Source organism: Vibrio sp. La 4.2.2 (assembly GCF_027586995.1).
Classification (GTDB): domain Bacteria; phylum Pseudomonadota; class Gammaproteobacteria; order Enterobacterales; family Vibrionaceae; genus Vibrio; species Vibrio mediterranei.
In genome coordinates, this window is record NZ_JAPPTJ010000004.1 from 535,311 (window position 1) to 550,657 (window position 15,347).

16 protein-coding genes are annotated in these 15,347 nt (G+C 44.9%); 6 read left to right on the plus strand and 10 right to left on the minus strand.

What is annotated here, in order from left to right; all coding sequences use genetic code 11:
- Positions 1–22: 22 nt before the first annotated feature.
- Positions 23–937, minus strand: a complete 915-nt coding sequence (locus OH456_RS11790) for a LysR family transcriptional regulator (RefSeq protein WP_270033518.1) — start codon at positions 935–937, stop codon at positions 23–25.
- Positions 938–1,043: 106 nt separating this feature from the next.
- Here OH456_RS11790 and OH456_RS11795 point away from each other — a divergent pair, with 106 nt between their 5' ends.
- A complete protein-coding gene (locus OH456_RS11795) occupies positions 1,044–3,062 on the plus strand; it encodes an alkyl/aryl-sulfatase (RefSeq protein WP_006069742.1) in 2,019 nt (672 codons plus the stop codon).
- Positions 3,063–3,117: 55 nt separating this feature from the next.
- Here the strand turns inward: OH456_RS11795 and yegD are convergent, their stop codons facing one another.
- Positions 3,118–4,470, minus strand: a complete 1,353-nt coding sequence (yegD, locus tag OH456_RS11800) for a molecular chaperone (protein ID WP_006069741.1) — start codon at positions 4,468–4,470, stop codon at positions 3,118–3,120.
- Positions 4,471–4,633: 163 nt separating this feature from the next.
- On the opposite strand from yegD, the gene OH456_RS11805 reads away from it, so the two are divergent.
- Positions 4,634–5,092 carry a GNAT family N-acetyltransferase gene (locus OH456_RS11805; protein ID WP_096443582.1) on the plus strand — a complete coding sequence of 153 codons (459 nt, stop codon included), beginning with the start codon at positions 4,634–4,636 and terminating at the stop codon, positions 5,090–5,092.
- Positions 5,093–5,108: 16 nt separating this feature from the next.
- Here OH456_RS11805 and OH456_RS11810 read toward each other — a convergent pair whose 3' ends face one another.
- The 7 genes from OH456_RS11810 to OH456_RS11840 form a co-directional block, all read right to left on the minus strand.
- The gene (locus tag OH456_RS11810; protein ID WP_270033519.1) at positions 5,109–5,534 is read right to left on the minus strand and encodes a hypothetical protein; all 426 of its coding nucleotides are present in this window, start codon (positions 5,532–5,534) and stop codon (positions 5,109–5,111) included.
- Positions 5,535–5,670: 136 nt separating this feature from the next.
- Complete coding sequence (locus OH456_RS11815; protein ID WP_198559312.1) at positions 5,671–6,549, minus strand: L-ribulose-5-phosphate 3-epimerase; 879 nt, start codon at positions 6,547–6,549, stop codon at positions 5,671–5,673.
- Positions 6,550–6,558: 9 nt separating this feature from the next.
- Complete coding sequence (locus OH456_RS11820) at positions 6,559–7,206, minus strand: 3-keto-L-gulonate-6-phosphate decarboxylase UlaD (protein WP_006069737.1); 648 nt, start codon at positions 7,204–7,206, stop codon at positions 6,559–6,561.
- Positions 7,207–7,211: 5 nt separating this feature from the next.
- A complete protein-coding gene (locus OH456_RS11825) occupies positions 7,212–8,033 on the minus strand; it encodes a Cof-type HAD-IIB family hydrolase (protein ID WP_006069736.1) in 822 nt (273 codons plus the stop codon).
- A 4-nt stretch (positions 8,034–8,037) separates the two neighbouring features.
- A complete protein-coding gene (locus tag OH456_RS11830; RefSeq protein ID WP_006069735.1) occupies positions 8,038–8,730 on the minus strand; it encodes an L-ribulose-5-phosphate 4-epimerase in 693 nt (230 codons plus the stop codon).
- Between the two features lie 10 nt (positions 8,731–8,740).
- The gene (locus tag OH456_RS11835; protein ID WP_006069734.1) at positions 8,741–9,220 is read right to left on the minus strand and encodes a PTS sugar transporter subunit IIA; all 480 of its coding nucleotides are present in this window, start codon (positions 9,218–9,220) and stop codon (positions 8,741–8,743) included.
- A 56-nt stretch (positions 9,221–9,276) separates the two neighbouring features.
- Entirely contained in the window at positions 9,277–11,037 is a 1,761-nt protein-coding gene (locus OH456_RS11840; protein ID WP_006069733.1) for a PTS ascorbate-specific subunit IIBC, read from the minus strand.
- A gap of 365 nt (positions 11,038–11,402) precedes the next feature.
- Here OH456_RS11840 and ulaR point away from each other — a divergent pair, with 365 nt between their 5' ends.
- The 4 genes from ulaR to OH456_RS11860 all read left to right on the plus strand — a co-directional run bounded on the left by ulaR (position 11,403) and on the right by OH456_RS11860 (position 14,437).
- Positions 11,403–12,158 carry an HTH-type transcriptional regulator UlaR gene (gene ulaR / locus OH456_RS11845; RefSeq protein WP_006069732.1) on the plus strand — a complete coding sequence of 252 codons (756 nt, stop codon included), beginning with the start codon at positions 11,403–11,405 and terminating at the stop codon, positions 12,156–12,158.
- Positions 12,159–12,266: 108 nt separating this feature from the next.
- The gene (gene ulaG / locus OH456_RS11850) at positions 12,267–13,334 is read left to right on the plus strand and encodes an L-ascorbate 6-phosphate lactonase (protein ID WP_006069731.1); all 1,068 of its coding nucleotides are present in this window, start codon (positions 12,267–12,269) and stop codon (positions 13,332–13,334) included.
- Between the two features lie 55 nt (positions 13,335–13,389).
- A complete protein-coding gene (locus OH456_RS11855; protein ID WP_006069730.1) occupies positions 13,390–13,635 on the plus strand; it encodes a hypothetical protein in 246 nt (81 codons plus the stop codon).
- On the plus strand, positions 13,625–14,437 hold the full coding sequence (locus OH456_RS11860; protein ID WP_270033520.1) for a Cof-type HAD-IIB family hydrolase: 813 nt from the start codon (positions 13,625–13,627) through the stop codon (positions 14,435–14,437). The genes OH456_RS11855 and OH456_RS11860 overlap by 11 nt, the downstream gene beginning before the upstream one ends.
- A gap of 41 nt (positions 14,438–14,478) precedes the next feature.
- Here OH456_RS11860 and OH456_RS11865 read toward each other — a convergent pair whose 3' ends face one another.
- Positions 14,479–15,279: an acyl-CoA thioesterase gene (locus OH456_RS11865; protein ID WP_270033521.1), complete on the minus strand. Its 801-nt coding sequence runs from the start codon at positions 15,277–15,279 to the stop codon at positions 14,479–14,481.
- Positions 15,280–15,347 lie beyond the last annotated feature (68 nt).

The window sequence follows — 15,347 nt, forward strand, 5'->3', positions numbered from 1 at the left end:
GAGTCGCCACTTTTGTCGACTCTCAGTGACCGAGGTTTAGCTCAGACAGGTAGGAGATCAGCTTTTCCCGAAGCCATATATTGGCTTTGCTGCTCTGCTCTCGACTATGAGCGACCAACTTAAAGTCGACAGGGATCGGGCGAAACGGTGCTTCGATAATCTGAATATCAAAACGCTCCGCAAACAAAGTAGCCACGCTACGGCTCATCATTCCAATGCTCTCACTACTTGCCACTAATGCCATCAACACCAAAAGAGAATCGCTTTCTGCAGCTACCTTTCTCCCTCTAATATTCTCCTCAGTAAAATAGTCCGCTAAGAAGGCGTTTTCTCGTCTGAGCTTAAGAGTGATGTGCTTCTCCTGATAGTACTGCTCAACCGTGATATTGCCGCTGATTCGTGGATGTGATTTGCTGGCGATCAAACAGATTTGGTCAGTAAAGAACGGTTGTGAAAAACACAGCGAAGGTGTACGTTTGGCAAAGTCTATCGCTAGGTCTGCTTGACGTAAATTGAGCTTATCGAGCAGCTCCTCTTCGGTCGCTAAGGTAGGATGAAGTACGATCTCACGTTCTCCCAAGGTTTCATCCGCTTCAATTTTCGGTAATAGCATCAGCATCACTGGTTCTGACGTGTAAACGGCAAAACGCCTTTTTCCTTGCACACTGAAATCTTTAACACCATCAATGGTGCTCTCTATGGTTTCCAGAGCTGGCTCAATATGGCGAGCTAATTCGTGAGCTAAATGCGTCGGCGCAATGCCTCGACCATCACGAACAAAAAGCTGCTCACCGAGTTGAGCTTGAAGTCGCTTTAAAGCCCCACTGACACCAGGTTGGGTCAAGTTAAGTACCTCTGCCGCCACAGTTATCGACTGATAACGATATACGGTCACGAATACGCGCATCAGGTTAAGATCAAAATCAGAGGCATTCATAAACATCACCATTAGTTATGTATTAACTAAATTAAATTGCATATTTAGTAATGAGTCAAGCCGCTATATTGACCTTAATTCCTGTTCTAACCGTGTGAGGTCAATTATGTACCGCAAACTTGTGCCATCTACTATCACCATTGCGATTCTTGCATCATTCAACGCTAGTGCTGATTACGTTGGCCTAGAAGACTATCAAGGCAAACCTGCGACTAGTCATACTATTGAAGCTAACCAAGCGTTAGCCGCCACTCTTCCTTGGGAAGATACTTCTGCTTTTGAACGCACGCAAAAGGGGCTGATTGCTGAATTTGGTAATCATGCTGCAGGTGAGCTGAAAAATCGCTTCGAATTTATGGCTGAAATGTCAGTCGAAGACATCCCACCGACGGTAAATCCATCGATCTGGCGCCAAGGTATGTTGAACTACGCTGCTGGTGGACTGTACGAAGTGACCGATGGCATTTACCAAATTCGTGGTGCCGACCTGTCTAATATGACCATCTATCGCACTGACAACGGCTACGTTATTCATGATCCATTGCTATCACGCGAAGCCGCTGAAGCATCTTGGGACTTTGCCAAGCAACACCTTCCAAAGATCAATGGCGAGCACAAAATCACCGGCATGATCTATTCGCACATGCACGCTGACCACTTTGGTGGCTCAAGAGGCATTGTTGAATCTGGAGATTTTGCTGACAATGCAAAGATTTATGCGCCAAAAGACTTTATCAAAGAGCTAGCAGATGAGAATGTCATCGCCGGCACAGCGATGGGACGCAGAGCAAATTACCAATACGGTACGACACTGTTGAACGATGCGAAAGGAATCGTTGATAACGCGTTAGGTCTTGGCACATCGCGCGGTGAAGTGACCTTAGTAGCTCCAACAACAGAAATCCAAGAACGCGAAAAAGTTATTACCATTGACGGCCTAGAATTCCACGCTATCAATATGCCGGGCGCGGAGGCACCAGCTGAAATCGTCTTATATGTTCCGCAGTATCGCTCCCTTAATACCGCAGAGCTAACCTATGATGGTATGCACAATATCTACACCTTCCGCGGTGCAAAAGTACGTGATTCCTTGGTTTGGACTAAGTATTTAACCGAGCTGAAGCTACGCTATGTTGATTCTGGCTTAGTCGATAACATTCACGCCGCGCACTCAGCTCCGGTTTGGAACGATCCAAACACGGAAGGTAACGAGATTTCCGCTTATATGGCGTTGCAACGCGACAACTATGGTTTCATCCACAACCAAGCAATGCGTCTTGCTAACCACGGCGTCACCATCCATGATGTGGGCAGAGAAATTGAACGCCTAGTACCAGAATCACAAAAGCAAACCTGGCACACCAATGGGTATCATGGCTCTTATAGCCACAACGCGCGAGCTGTTGTGAACTTATATCTTGGTTATCATGATATGAACCCCGTAAATACCAACCCACTAAAATCTAAAGAGAAATCTTGTGTTTACGTAGAAGCAGCAGGTGCAGACACTCTCTATCAAGCAGGACTGGCACATTTCAACAATGGTCAGTATCAAGAGGCGTCCCAACTACTCAATGACTTAGTGCAGTGTGACCCGAATAACATTGACTATCGCTTTGCACTAGCAGACAGCTTTGAACAACAAGGCTACCAATCAGAAACTATGGCATGGCGTAATTCCTACTTACAAGGTGCAGTGGAGTTAAGAACTGGCGAGATATCACCTTCAATCAAGCTGGCATCAGCTGACGTAATTGCTAATACTCCTACAGGCATGTTCCTTGATTTTATTGCAGTTAAACTCAACGCAGAAAAAGCAGAACAAGCTGAATTGGACTTTAGTTTCGGTTTATATCACCCAGATGTGGCAGAGCGTTACTACGGTGAAGTGTCTAATGCCAACATGAGTAACATCGAAGTGGACACTCTACCGAAAACTGATGTTGAGCTCATCGTACACAAAGCAGATTTAACACGAATTGCATTGGGTCAAACGACATTAGAAGCTTTGTTGAAGTCGGGACAAGCAGGAATCAAAGGGGATGGCGAGTTAATCGGCAAACTTGCTGCCACCTTGGACGAATTTGACGGAATGTTTGAAATACTTCCGATGCCAACCAAATAGACACATAAGCCCAGAGCTAAGCTCTGGGCTTATTTTATTCAATCTAAAACACACACTATTTAAAACACACGTCCGCCCAACGCGCTAACCCTGCCGTTACCGAACCAAAGTAGTTGCCAGATACTACAGGGATATTAGGTAGCACTTCTTGAACCGCATTGCGTAATACTGAAGAGCGTGCTGATCCGCCAGTCATATAAATGACATCAGGTGAGGTCGCAGATTGCTCTACTGCTTCTTTGACTAACGCCTGGATTTTTCTGGTCGGGTTATCAATGGCTTCTGCCATTTGAGCATGGCTGATATCAATGCCAACTTGTTCAGAGAACAAATCAATCATAGCGCGATATTCTGCTGAAGATTCAAGTGCGATTTTTGCTTTCTCAGCTTCGCGAATAACGGCATAACCTAACGTGTCTTTGTGCAGTGTGACCAGTCTCGATACTTTGTCTTGTTCAATGGCTTCTTTAGCAAGAAGTTGTAGCTCTTTTAGATTGTCATGAGCGTAGAATTTACGTTGAGCTTGAACATCATTAATCGCTATAGGGTTCCAAAATTGCGTCACAGGAATGTCTAACCCTGAGTGGCGCTTAGTCCCCATTCCGAATGCATGCATAAAGCGGCGAAATGCGATGTAAATGTCCAGATCGTTTCCGCCTACAAGTTGGCCGGTATGGGCGATGAGTGAAGAGTCTCTATCTGCTTTCCCCACCCAACTTGGTCCCATTTGAATAAATGAGCAGTCCGTCGTACCACCACCGATATCGACCACCAGCACATTTTTATCTTCAGTTAACGATGACTCGTACTCAAGCCCTGCCGCTACAGGTTCAAACTGAAACTCGACATCTTTAAAGCCCGCACGCGTTGCCGCTCGCGATAAAATACCTTCCGCCTGACGGTTAGAGGCATCACCGCCACGACCTAAAAAGTTAACAGGCCTACCAATAACCGTTTGGCTGATGCTTTGTCCCAAGTGCAATTCCGCCTGACGTTTTACATTGCTCATCATGGCGCAAACCAAATCTTCAAAAAATGATAGCTGCATATCTCGAAGCCCCATCGCGCCCAAGAAAGATTTCGGCGACTTAATGTAATAGACGTCTTTAGGGTCTTCGAGGTACAGATCCAGCGCTGCTTCACCAAACAGTACATCCGTAGGAATCACTTCAATCCCTTCTTCTCGATTGAGCTTTACCGCACGTCGAAGCACGGCTTCACCTACTTCGTTGGAAGGTCGAATATCCAAGCAACGAAACAAGTACTCAGACACAGTTTCAGCCGTCGGAGCACAAAGCGTTGAGGGGATATAACAGTTATCACCCACCAGTGGGATCTGCTCGATGGCGTTATTTACAAGATGAGCGACAGAACAGTTCGCGGTTCCGTAGTCAAAACCAATGGCCATGGGTTACCTCAACATAAGAAAAAGGGCGGCAAAGAATAGCAGCCTCACAATGAAGTTCAAGGGGCAGAACCTTAAACCCTACACATGTAGACAGGTCAAAAGAAATTTTGCGCTACACTGTAGACATCGTTTTTACAGTGTAAAGCAGAATAAAGGTTGTGTGATGCATGAACCGCCGTTCACTTTAGAGCGCTTCGAACCTAAGCACGCTAAGCAAATCGTGACGCTTTGGCGCCGTGCTTTCGTGCAGGCGTTAGGCATAGAGCCTATTCATTCTGTTGAATCTCAGTTGTATTTTTTAACCAATATTTTGCCGCACAGTCATGACATCTGGGTGGTACTCACTCTAGAATCGAAACAACCCGTAGCGTTTATGGCAATTGATCGGAATGAAATTAACCAACTGTATGTCGCACCTGAGTTTCAGAGAAAAGGCATTGGACGTTTGTTAGTCGAAGAAGCACAAGCTCGCAGCGGAGGGGAGTTATCACTGAGAACATTTCAAATCAATCACAACGCGATCGAGTTTTATCGTCGACTTGGATTTACCGAACACGAAGGTAATAGCGATAACGAAGAAGGGCTAGAAGATATAGTATTTCGTTGGGAGCAGGAGCAATAATTCACAACGTTCTTTACTATGCTTTGACTTGAACAAATTTACTGTAAGTACTGACCTTACCGTTTATGTACTCTACACCATCGTGAATATTCTGCTCAGAACTACCTGCGATTTGATATTCAACGATGAACTCGCCACTGATCACTTTAATAAACAGTAACCCATCAATGACTTTCCACAAACCCGATAACGACCGGCCGCCAAACATATCACGCTCAACTGAACTACCATTAGGACGTAGCTCAATAAGCGAACTAAAGCCATCTTGGTTAACCTTGACCCATGATTGTTGATGTACTTCAAAGCTTAGGATTTTCCTACGTTTTTTCATCCACAGTTTGAAATCTCGCTGCTGTTGCTCAGTCAAAACTGGAAGATCTTCCATTTCTAGCAACGTATTCTGTGTTTGATGCCAAAATAATTGGAGATGCAGAAGTTTCATAGCAGGCTTAGTGTCGAAAATGGAGGGCTAACTCTGAGGTAATCAACGAGGGATGTCAATAGATGAAAAAAGACGCAGCTTGGAGGGAAATCGCTGCGTCTTACTTCAGGAGCTCATATTAACCAATGTTTGCCAACTAGCTGAACAGCAGAGGTACCTCCACGCTCTGACAAACTTGGTTTAATCGTTGCTTGGCTATCTCAATATTTTCGCGCCAGTTATCATCTTGCGCCCACATTTCAATCACCATTGGTACGACACAATCGGTACGTTTAAGTGTCTCGAAAATTGCCTCAAAATCCACTTCACCATCACCAATCACCAAATCCCTAAACTGACCTTGGTAATCGTTGGTAACTTTATAAGTGTCTTTAAGGTGAATTTGCACAATGTGCGGCATACTCAAGGCCAGTTCCGTCGATACGTCATAATTCCAACCTGAGATGTTACCCACGTCAGGATAGGCTGTGAAAAATGGCGAGTTTACTTCACGATTAAGCACTTCAAATTTGCTTAATGAGTTGAGGTAACAGGTATCCATTATCTCGACCGCTAGCATCACACCAGCTCGCTCTGCCATTTTTGCAGCTTGCTTCATCCCTTGGATAAAGTTCTGATGCGTCTCTTGGTTAGCAGGCTCATAATAAACATCATAGCCCGCGAGCTGGATGGTTCGGATACCCAATTTAAACGCCAACGTAATCGCTTTTTCCATATGTAGGTGTGCTTGTTGACGTACTTGTGGATCCAAAGAGCCATAAGGGTACTTGCGGTGAGCACTAAGACACATTGATTGCAAAGGGATCTCGTAGCGTTCGCATAACCTTTTCAGATCGTAAATGGTCTCGTCATCCCAATCTAAGCGGCTTCTTCTTTCATCCGATTCATCGACGGAGATTTCTAAGAAATCAAAACCGAGCAGCTTGGTTTGTTGCAGTTTTTCTTCCCACGACAGTTCATTAGGCAACGCCTTTTCATACAGTCCCATCCGCGGTCTATCTAGCATCTGAAACATAGTGGCTCCTTAGTTCCAGAAACGGTCAATTTGCGCACGCAGTGCTTCTGCGGTCGCTTTTCCGTTCTCGCCCGCGAGTGCACGACCTGCGATAAACGTTTTTGCCTTAATGCCTTCAAATAAGTACAAATCTTCTGGCACGATACCACCTGTAATGGATAGCTCGATGCCTAAGTCCGACAATTGACGCATTTTAACTAAGTCTTCTTCAGTCCAACCCACACCCGCAAGTTCTGCATCGCGAGAACGATGATAGATGGCTTGCTTGATACCTAGATCCACCCAAGCTTGTGCATCTTCCATGGTCCAGTTGCCGTAAATTTCAATTTGAATTTCACCGTTAAACTCATCAGCAACTTTCTTACATGCGCCTATGGTTGCAATATGAGCGGCAGCTGACACCGTGATCCAGTCTGCACCAGCTTCAAATGCCATTTTAGAAAGAATTGCACCACCATCAGTAGTTTTCATGTCGCAAACAAGTACATGCTCAGGGTGGTTCGCTCTTAGTGTTTTTACTGCATTCATTCCTTCTGCAAACGCGAGAATGGTGCCTACTTCAATCACATCCACAAAGCTCTCTACATTGTTTGCTACTTCAATCGCTGCAGATAGATTGGTTTGATCTAGAGCGATTTGAATCATTGGTTTAGTCATCTTACTTATCCTTTAATTTTTTCACGTATTAAACGGGCAAGGCCGTCTTCGTTGTTATTCGTTTTGCAGGTGATTTTGGCGCTTTGTTTTACCATCTCATCGGCATTTTTCATGGCGATGCCAAGCCCGGCATACTCAAGCATGGAAATGTCATTGTGGTTGTCACCAGCAGCAATGACATGATGTGCTTCGTAGCCAAGTCCTTTGACATAATCAGCCAATCGTTTACCTTTGCTATTCCCTTGAGCGGCAAAATCAATACGATTGGACCAAGAGCGCTCACCATTAAAATTGCGCTTTATCCAAGAGTGTTCTGAGAGACGCTGAACCGAACTCGGCGCGCCCTCCACCACAAATTTCCACACATAATCAGTCTGTTGTGCCAATTGGCTGAACGAATCTATCTTGCGTATTTGTGGCTGATGCTGCTTCGGAAATTGCATTGCCCAAGACTCCAGCGCTTGCATATAAGCAATAGGATTGGCTCGGCTATACGTCATCTCATGAGTTACGTACATCACCATTTTCATTTGAAATTCAGTGGCTAGTTCAATGAACTTCAACGCATTGTCTTTATCGATAGCGTTATGCTCTACTACCTCATCTCGTTGGTAGTCATACACATAGGTACCGTTGCAACATATGATTGGCGTCGTCAGCTCTAGCTCATCGTAGAATGGCTTTGCTGCGGTATGATGTCGGCCAGTAACAATGACGACATGACATTGCGTTCGAGCCATGTGGATAGCAGATTTCACCTCCGGGTGAATCGTGTGGTCATCCGTTAATACCGTGCCATCTAAATCAAGAGCTAGTACTTTATACATAGGCTTACCTCTGGCCGTAATAGGCGTTCTCACCATGCTTACGCAAGTAATGCTTGTCTGACAGTTCTGGTTGAATCTTGATACCGCTATTGAGAGAACGTGTCGCTAATGCCATCGCCGAGATTTCTTCAAGCACGACAGCGTTGTGAACCGCATCGTGACCATCTTTGCCCCAAGAAAATGGCGCGTGTCCAGCTACAATCACACTTGGAATCGACATCGGTTTGATATTGCGTTGGTTAAATTCCTCCACTATCACCAAACCAGTATTGCGCTCGTACTCCCCTGCGATCTCCGCTTTAGTTAGCTTACGCGTACAAGGAATGTCGCCGTAAAAATAGTCTGCATGGGTCGTGCCCAGTGACGGGATATCAATGCCCGCTTGAGCCCAAATAGTAGCGCTGCGTGAGTGGGTATGAACGATGCCACCAATTTCCGGAAACGCTTTATAGAGTTCAACATGCGTATCGGTATCACTGGATGGATTGAGCGACCCTTCCACTCGGTTGCCATCAAGATCAATCACTACGATGTCATCCACCTTCATGTCATCGTATTCAACGCCAGATGGTTTAATCGCAATGACGCCACGTTCGCGGTCAATTTCAGAGACATTGCCCCAAGTAAACGTCACTAGTCCATATTTTGGTAATGCGAGATTGGCAGCGAGAACTCGTTGTTTTAGTGCTTGATACATAACGCCTCCGTTAAGCCATCTCAGCGGCTAAGGCTTCATCGATAACGCGGTAGATGTCTTCTTTTGATTGGCAGCGGCGCAATTTATCGAGATCAACGCCCGTTTCACTGTCTTCATCATCGAGTACCTGGGTAACTTCCATTAAGCCTTCCATATGCTCATCAGACGAACTACCCGCTAAAGTAATCAACACATCGACAGGCTCATCTTCACCTTCGAAATAGACTGGCGTGTTCAGAGTCACTAGTGCAAACGCGGTTTTAATCACACCGTCTTCTGGTCTCGCATGAGGAAGTGCAAGATTCGGAGCGATACAGATGTAAGGACCTAATTTTTCTACACTACTGATGATGGCCTCATGGTAAGAGGGCTTGATAGCGCCAGAGGCAATAAGCATGTCGGTACCAATGGTAATCGCTTCACGCCAATCACCCGCATGAGCGTGCAATTTGATAGAGTTGTTTTCGATTAGGGATTGCTTCAGAGCCATGATTTATCTCCTTCATCGGGCCAGCCATTACGCTGGCCCTTTTTGGTGTGTCGTTATTATTTTTGTGTTGCGAAGTTGGTGTTTATGATGTCGAGTAGCTCATCACCAAATGAATTTGGGTTAAGCATGTTTTGTACACCCAGCACAAACTTGCCATCGCCTGGATCCATCTCAGCAGAAAGGTGCTTAGATGACACGATGATGTCGGTAGATGCGAGTTTCGATTTGTAGTCAGACACGGCACATGAATCCATCACGTGGGGTATGCCTTTCTTCTCAAGATACTTACCAATCTTCATCTTCATCATCATTGATGAACCTTGACCGTTACCGCACACAGCAAGGATGCTTACTGGACGTACACCGTCGCTGGCTTCTACCGCTTTAGCTACAGCTTCAATCACTTCTGGTTCTTCTGTAACCGTTACCGTACCTTGAGCATCTTCTTCTGCACGCAATGCACGTGATGCGTAGAACATGTACACACCAGATAGCGCGACAAGAACGAAGAAGAACAAGTTAGATGCAGATAGACCTTGCATGATTGGTGGGAAAATTAACGCCCAGTCCGCCATACCCATCCAGCCGCTGAACTCAGTGCCTTGTTGGGTGAATAAGTGGATAGCCCAAGCCGAACCCACAACTTCGATGATGCCCATTACGAAACAGATCTTCATTACCGCTTTCCAGCCACCAAAGTGGTTAGCAAACACACCGATCGTTGCGTTAGAGAAGAACATTGGAATGAATCCAGGAATGATCATGATTGGCGCATCAAACGCTAACATCGCAAGAACCGCGACGAACTGCCCAATCGCACCCCACATGAAACCAAATACCATTGCGTTTGGAGAGAATGCGTAGATAGCCGCACAGTCAATTGCCAATACCGCGTTTGGAATTACTCGCTCAGAAATACCTTTGAAAGCTTCTGACAGCTCAGCGACAAACATACGAACACCGGCAACAATAACCTGAATCGCTACCGCAAACTTAAGACCAGTCTCAAGGATGTAGATTGTCCAGTGCGTGCTTCCAGCCATGGTTTGTAGGTTATCGAGGCCAAATGAAAGAAGGATAATACCGAAGAAAACCGTCATCACGATCGCTGTTGCCGCGATGCTATCGTGGAATATGTGCAACCATTTAGGTAGTTCTAATTGGTCAACGCTATCATTTTTGTCACCCAGTTTTGGTGCCACTTTGGTAGCAATCCAAGAAGCAACCTGTTGTTGGTGACCAATTGAGAACCCAGCGCCACCGGTAACGGCTTCTGTTGGCTTAAACATGATATTGGCGGAGATACCCCAATACAGCGCCATCAGAATTGCTGAATAGATGATCGTTTCCCACATACTAGCGCCAAGCACGAAGTAGAATACTGCGATCAAACCCGCTTGTTGAAACATGATATGTCCAGTAAGCATGATGGTGCGAATACCGGTATAGCGGCGGAAAAGAACTAGTAGAATGTTGATGCCGAGTGCTAAAAGAACGGCATAGCCTACCCATGAGTAGTTATCACCCATCGTCTCCATGGTAGCCATCATTGATGTGTATGGGTCAATGACCGAACCGGTGAGTCCGTGGAACTCAGAGAGTTTTTCAATTACGGGTTTGAAACCTGCGACTAAGGTTCCCGCCCCGACTTGTACCAGCATAAAGCCGACAATAGTTTTGATTGTACCTTTGATGATGGTGGTGCCGTCACGTCTGAGTAGCCAGTAACCAATACAAGTTACCAGACCCAGTAGCAGCGGCGCTTTGGTCATTACTTGACTGTAAAATATGTAGAAGATGTCGTATAGAAACTCCATATTCTTGCCCCTTGGTAATGTTTTATATTTATGTGTAGGTCAGAGATTGTCCGTGTCGTTCACTGATGTTCTGTTCAGTAGTTGCTCACAACACAAACATTACCAATCATAAGTAATCATTCAATGCTCATTTATGATTATTTTGATTTTTATCAATTTTCGCGTTCTATAAACTGTATTTTTGCCAACACGATCACACACAAAAACAACAAACCGTTTAATATCAACAACTTAACTATTTTTAGTGATTTACTTAGCACTTTTAGGGCGAGAGAATTTGACAGTCAGCCCTGAGCAAAATAGAATCATTACAAATCAAAAATAATCACCAAGTAATCACTTGATGACAAATTAAGGTGATAACCATGAATGAATTACAAAGACATGATGGAATCTTGTCTCTACTTGATGAAAAGCGAGTCATCAATGTGGCTCACATCATCGAGAACTTCGATGTTTCGCCTGCAACCGCCAGACGTGATATCGCAAAACTAGATGAGCTAGGTAAATTAAAAAAAGTAAGAAATGGTGCAGAACGTATTGAGATTAAGCGTAAGGCTTGGAGCCCGCTCAATATTGATACCACCGATCATTACCACGAAAAGTCACGCATTGCAGTGAAAGCCGCCTCCTTGTGTCAACCAGGCGATAGCGTTGTGATTAACTGTGGTTCAACAGCTTTCTTATTAGGACAAGAGCTATGCCAGCAAGATGTGCAAATAGTGACGAACTATTTTCCACTCGCCAGCTATTTAATTAATGAGGATCATGAAGATGTCATCATTATTGGCGGGCAATACAACAAAGCACAGAACATATTTCTTAATCCGTCACCAAACTCTTTAGGCGGATACGCCGGCCACTGGATGTTTACCAGTGGTAAAGGGCTCACTGAAAACGGTTTGTACAAAGCGGATATGTTAACCGCAGTATCTGAGCAGCAAATGGTAGAACAGATCGACAAACTCGTTGTTGTGGTAGATAGCTCGAAAATAGGTAATCGCACTGGCATGCTTTTCTGCCCAGCAGACAAAATAGATATCTTGATTACTGGCAAAGATGCCAACCCTGAAGTGATAGAAGCAATAAGAAGTAACGGCACCGAAGTGCTTCTCGTGTAAATAATTAACTAAGTCCAGAAAAAATACCCAAGTACCTCTTTGCAAAAAGAGGTGCTAGGCACCCTACATCCAAAATTTGACCAATTTATTGAAATAAAAGGTATTGTTATGAGCAACGTAAATGAAATTACTCGTGAATCATGGATTTTAAGCACTTTCCCTGAGTGGGGTACTTGGCTAAATGAAGAGATTGAAAATACTGTCGTAGAGCCAAACACATTTTCAATGTGGTGGTTAGGCTGTACGGGTATTTGGCTTAAGAGTGAAGGCAATACTAACGTTACTATCGATTTCTGGTGTGGTACTGGTAAAAAAACACAAAAGAACCAGTTCATGAAAAACCAGCACCAAATGATGCGTATGGGTGGTGTTGAAGCACTTCAACCAAACTTACGTACAGCAATTTTCCCACTTGATCCCTTTGCGATCAAAGATATCGACGCAGTTATGGCCTCTCACGATCACGCCGATCATATCGATGTTAACGTGGCAGCGGCGGTACTACAGAACTGTGGCGATCATGTAAAATTCATTGGTCCACAAGCGTGTGTTGACCTATGGATGGGCTGGGGTGTTCCAGAAGATCGTTGTATCGTGGCAAAAGTAGGTGACGTTCTTGAAGTGGGCGATATGAAGATTCGCGTTTTGGACTCATTTGACCGCACTGCTCTAGTAACTCTGCCAGAAGGTACTTCTTCGTATGATAAAGAGATCCTAGATGGTATGGATAAACGCGCTGTAAACTACTTGATTGAGACCACAGGCGGTAGCGTATACCACTCAGGTGATTCACACTATTCAAACTACTACGCAGCACACGGTAACGAGTACCAAATAGATGTAGCCCTATTGTCTTATGGTGAAAACCCTCGCGGTGTCACCGATAAAATGACGTCATCTGACATCCTTCGCGCAGCTGAATCTTTAGACTGTGAGGTAGTCATGCCGTTCCACCACGATATTTGGGCTAACTTCCAAAACGATCCTAAAGAAATCGAAGTACTTTGGAATATGAAGAAAGACCGTCTGCAGTACAGTTTTGCACCTTTCTTCTGGCAAGTCGGTGGTAAATACACCTATCCAACAGATAAAGGTCGCATGCACTACCAGCATTTCCGCGGCTTCAAAGACATCTTCAAAAATGAGCCGGAGCTTCCATATAAAGCATTCCTATAAGGCGAACCGGGGGCGATATTCGCCCCTTTTTTTATCTGAAGAAAGGAACATCTGAATGCTGCTAAAGGAGTTCAAACATCATTTTGCAAGAGGTGATATTGAAGGGGCAATAGCCCTTAAACCTCGCACGGCAAGGGGCTACTATCTGCTGATTATGAGCTCAAAATGGGGAGTCAACAGCTTCTTAGAAACAGGACGCGATCTCACCCCTCGCGTGTTCATGACAATGAGCGCGCTAATCAATGCCGCAACAGCGATTGGTTTGCAACCTCATCAAGTTGAGGTACAACATGAAGTATAAGCTCATCGCCATTGATCTAGATGGAACGCTACTCAATTCACAAGGGGAGATTGATACCCAAACCCAGCAAATAATCCGCTCCATAGCTGCAAAAACAAACATCATCTTAACGACAGGTCGCCACCACACCACCGTCGCCTATTATCACCAACTGCTGCAATTGAACACTCCGGCCATCTGTTGCAATGGCTCTTATGTCTACCGGTTCGAAAACCAACAGATCACTTTTGCTGAGCCTATAGACAAACAGCGAGTGGCGCACTTTGTTTCTCAGTCTGAGTCTCTCGATCTGATTGCTTATGCTGACGACAAAATCTTGCTTTGTTACCAACATCCCGCTAATTACATCTCAAAATTGGAGTCATGGGGCACCACGCTCGAGCCAAACATCCAGCCCAAAATAGAGCGTGTTACTGATTTCGCGAGCGCGCTGAGCGATTGCAAGCATATCTGGACGTTCGTAACAGAAGGTAGTCCAAATGATATTGATGCCTTTATCTCTGACCCGCTGATTTATGAAAATTTCAGCTACGAACAATCCTGGTTTAACCGGATTGGCTTTAACAAAAAAGGCAATAGTAAAGGCGCCATGCTTTCACGCCTAGCCACTTCGTTAGGCATTAAGCTTGAAGATGTTGTGGCAATAGGCGATAACGACAACGATGTATCTATGTTGCAGTGTGCAGGACTTGGCATTGCGGTAAATAATGCGACCGAGAAACTTAAAAACTGTGCGGATATAGTAACCAAAGCCTCGAATGACCAAAACGCTATCGTTGAAGCCATAAAGATAATTTCTTAGCACTAGGAGAGCGTGTCTCTCCTAGTTATGTCTTTTTGTTATCAATCGAAGATTGCGATGCTCTGACGACTGACTGCCACCAACTGACCTCTATTGTTCCATATATTGGCCTGAGCATGAGCGTACCCTTGAGCCGCCTGACGAGTATGAGATTGGTAAGCAAACCAATCTTCTGGTTCAACAGGTTGGTGAGGATGGATAAATTCCAAGTTCCACATCATGCTGCTGGCAGGCGCCGGCGTTGACATCATTTGCAGTACACCTGGAGGCCATGCGTCGACCAAACAAATAAGATGTGCATCTGTAATCTGTTTTGGAGCTTGCTTGAATCGCATCCAACCCCAAGTATGTGAGTCTTTACTTGCAGTAAATGGCAGATGACCTCTAGCCAAAGCAAGATCGATATGGGAGGTATAATTAGGGGCACCTTGATCCACATCAGGAAATCTAGGTAGTTCATCCGGCAGTGGCATGATGTGGTTATCGTTGTTGTTAACACTAATATTCGAGTCGCGATCTGCTCCAAAACACCCTTGCTGAAAAACAGCAACCTGACCATTTTGAATCAATCGAGCACTCATCTGAGACACGCTTTTTCCTTCACGTAACACTTCGACTTCAAATGTGAAAGGCACATCGACAAGCAGCGGACCAACAAAATTGGTGTTCAATGAACGCAATACACGCTCACCATTAACTTGGGATTGCATGATGGTATACAACAGAGAGGCAGATAAGCCACCAAACACCGTTCTGCCTTGACCCCACGAAGATGGAATGGCCATATGCTCTCCAGTTTGAGCACATTGCTTAGCTTTTTCTAATAATTCATCGAAATGCATGCCGACCACCTCATGTTAACAGCTTGTTAGTTAAACGATAACTGGTCGGATAAGATAAATCAACACGA

Excerpts from the sequence above, each read along its gene's own strand:
- OH456_RS11790 (WP_270033518.1), bottom strand. The coding sequence starts at position 937 with ATGAATGCCTCTGATTTTGATCTTAACCTGATGCGCGTATTCGTGACC.
- OH456_RS11795 (WP_006069742.1), top strand. The coding sequence starts at position 1,044 with ATGTACCGCAAACTTGTGCCATCTACTATCACCATTGCGATTCTTGCA.
- yegD (WP_006069741.1), bottom strand. The coding sequence starts at position 4,470 with ATGGCCATTGGTTTTGACTACGGAACCGCGAACTGTTCTGTCGCTCAT.
- OH456_RS11805 (WP_096443582.1), top strand. The coding sequence starts at position 4,634 with ATGCATGAACCGCCGTTCACTTTAGAGCGCTTCGAACCTAAGCACGCT.
- OH456_RS11810 (WP_270033519.1), bottom strand. The coding sequence starts at position 5,534 with ATGAAACTTCTGCATCTCCAATTATTTTGGCATCAAACACAGAATACG.
- OH456_RS11815 (WP_198559312.1), bottom strand. The coding sequence starts at position 6,549 with ATGTTTCAGATGCTAGATAGACCGCGGATGGGACTGTATGAAAAGGCG.
- OH456_RS11820 (WP_006069737.1), bottom strand. The coding sequence starts at position 7,206 with ATGACTAAACCAATGATTCAAATCGCTCTAGATCAAACCAATCTATCT.
- OH456_RS11825 (WP_006069736.1), bottom strand. The coding sequence starts at position 8,033 with ATGTATAAAGTACTAGCTCTTGATTTAGATGGCACGGTATTAACGGAT.
- OH456_RS11830 (WP_006069735.1), bottom strand. The coding sequence starts at position 8,730 with ATGTATCAAGCACTAAAACAACGAGTTCTCGCTGCCAATCTCGCATTA.
- OH456_RS11835 (WP_006069734.1), bottom strand. The coding sequence starts at position 9,220 with ATGGCTCTGAAGCAATCCCTAATCGAAAACAACTCTATCAAATTGCAC.
- OH456_RS11840 (WP_006069733.1), bottom strand. The coding sequence starts at position 11,037 with ATGGAGTTTCTATACGACATCTTCTACATATTTTACAGTCAAGTAATG.
- ulaR (WP_006069732.1), top strand. The coding sequence starts at position 11,403 with ATGAATGAATTACAAAGACATGATGGAATCTTGTCTCTACTTGATGAA.
- ulaG (WP_006069731.1), top strand. The coding sequence starts at position 12,267 with ATGAGCAACGTAAATGAAATTACTCGTGAATCATGGATTTTAAGCACT.
- OH456_RS11855 (WP_006069730.1), top strand. The coding sequence starts at position 13,390 with ATGCTGCTAAAGGAGTTCAAACATCATTTTGCAAGAGGTGATATTGAA.
- OH456_RS11860 (WP_270033520.1), top strand. The coding sequence starts at position 13,625 with ATGAAGTATAAGCTCATCGCCATTGATCTAGATGGAACGCTACTCAAT.
- OH456_RS11865 (WP_270033521.1), bottom strand. The coding sequence starts at position 15,279 with ATGCATTTCGATGAATTATTAGAAAAAGCTAAGCAATGTGCTCAAACT.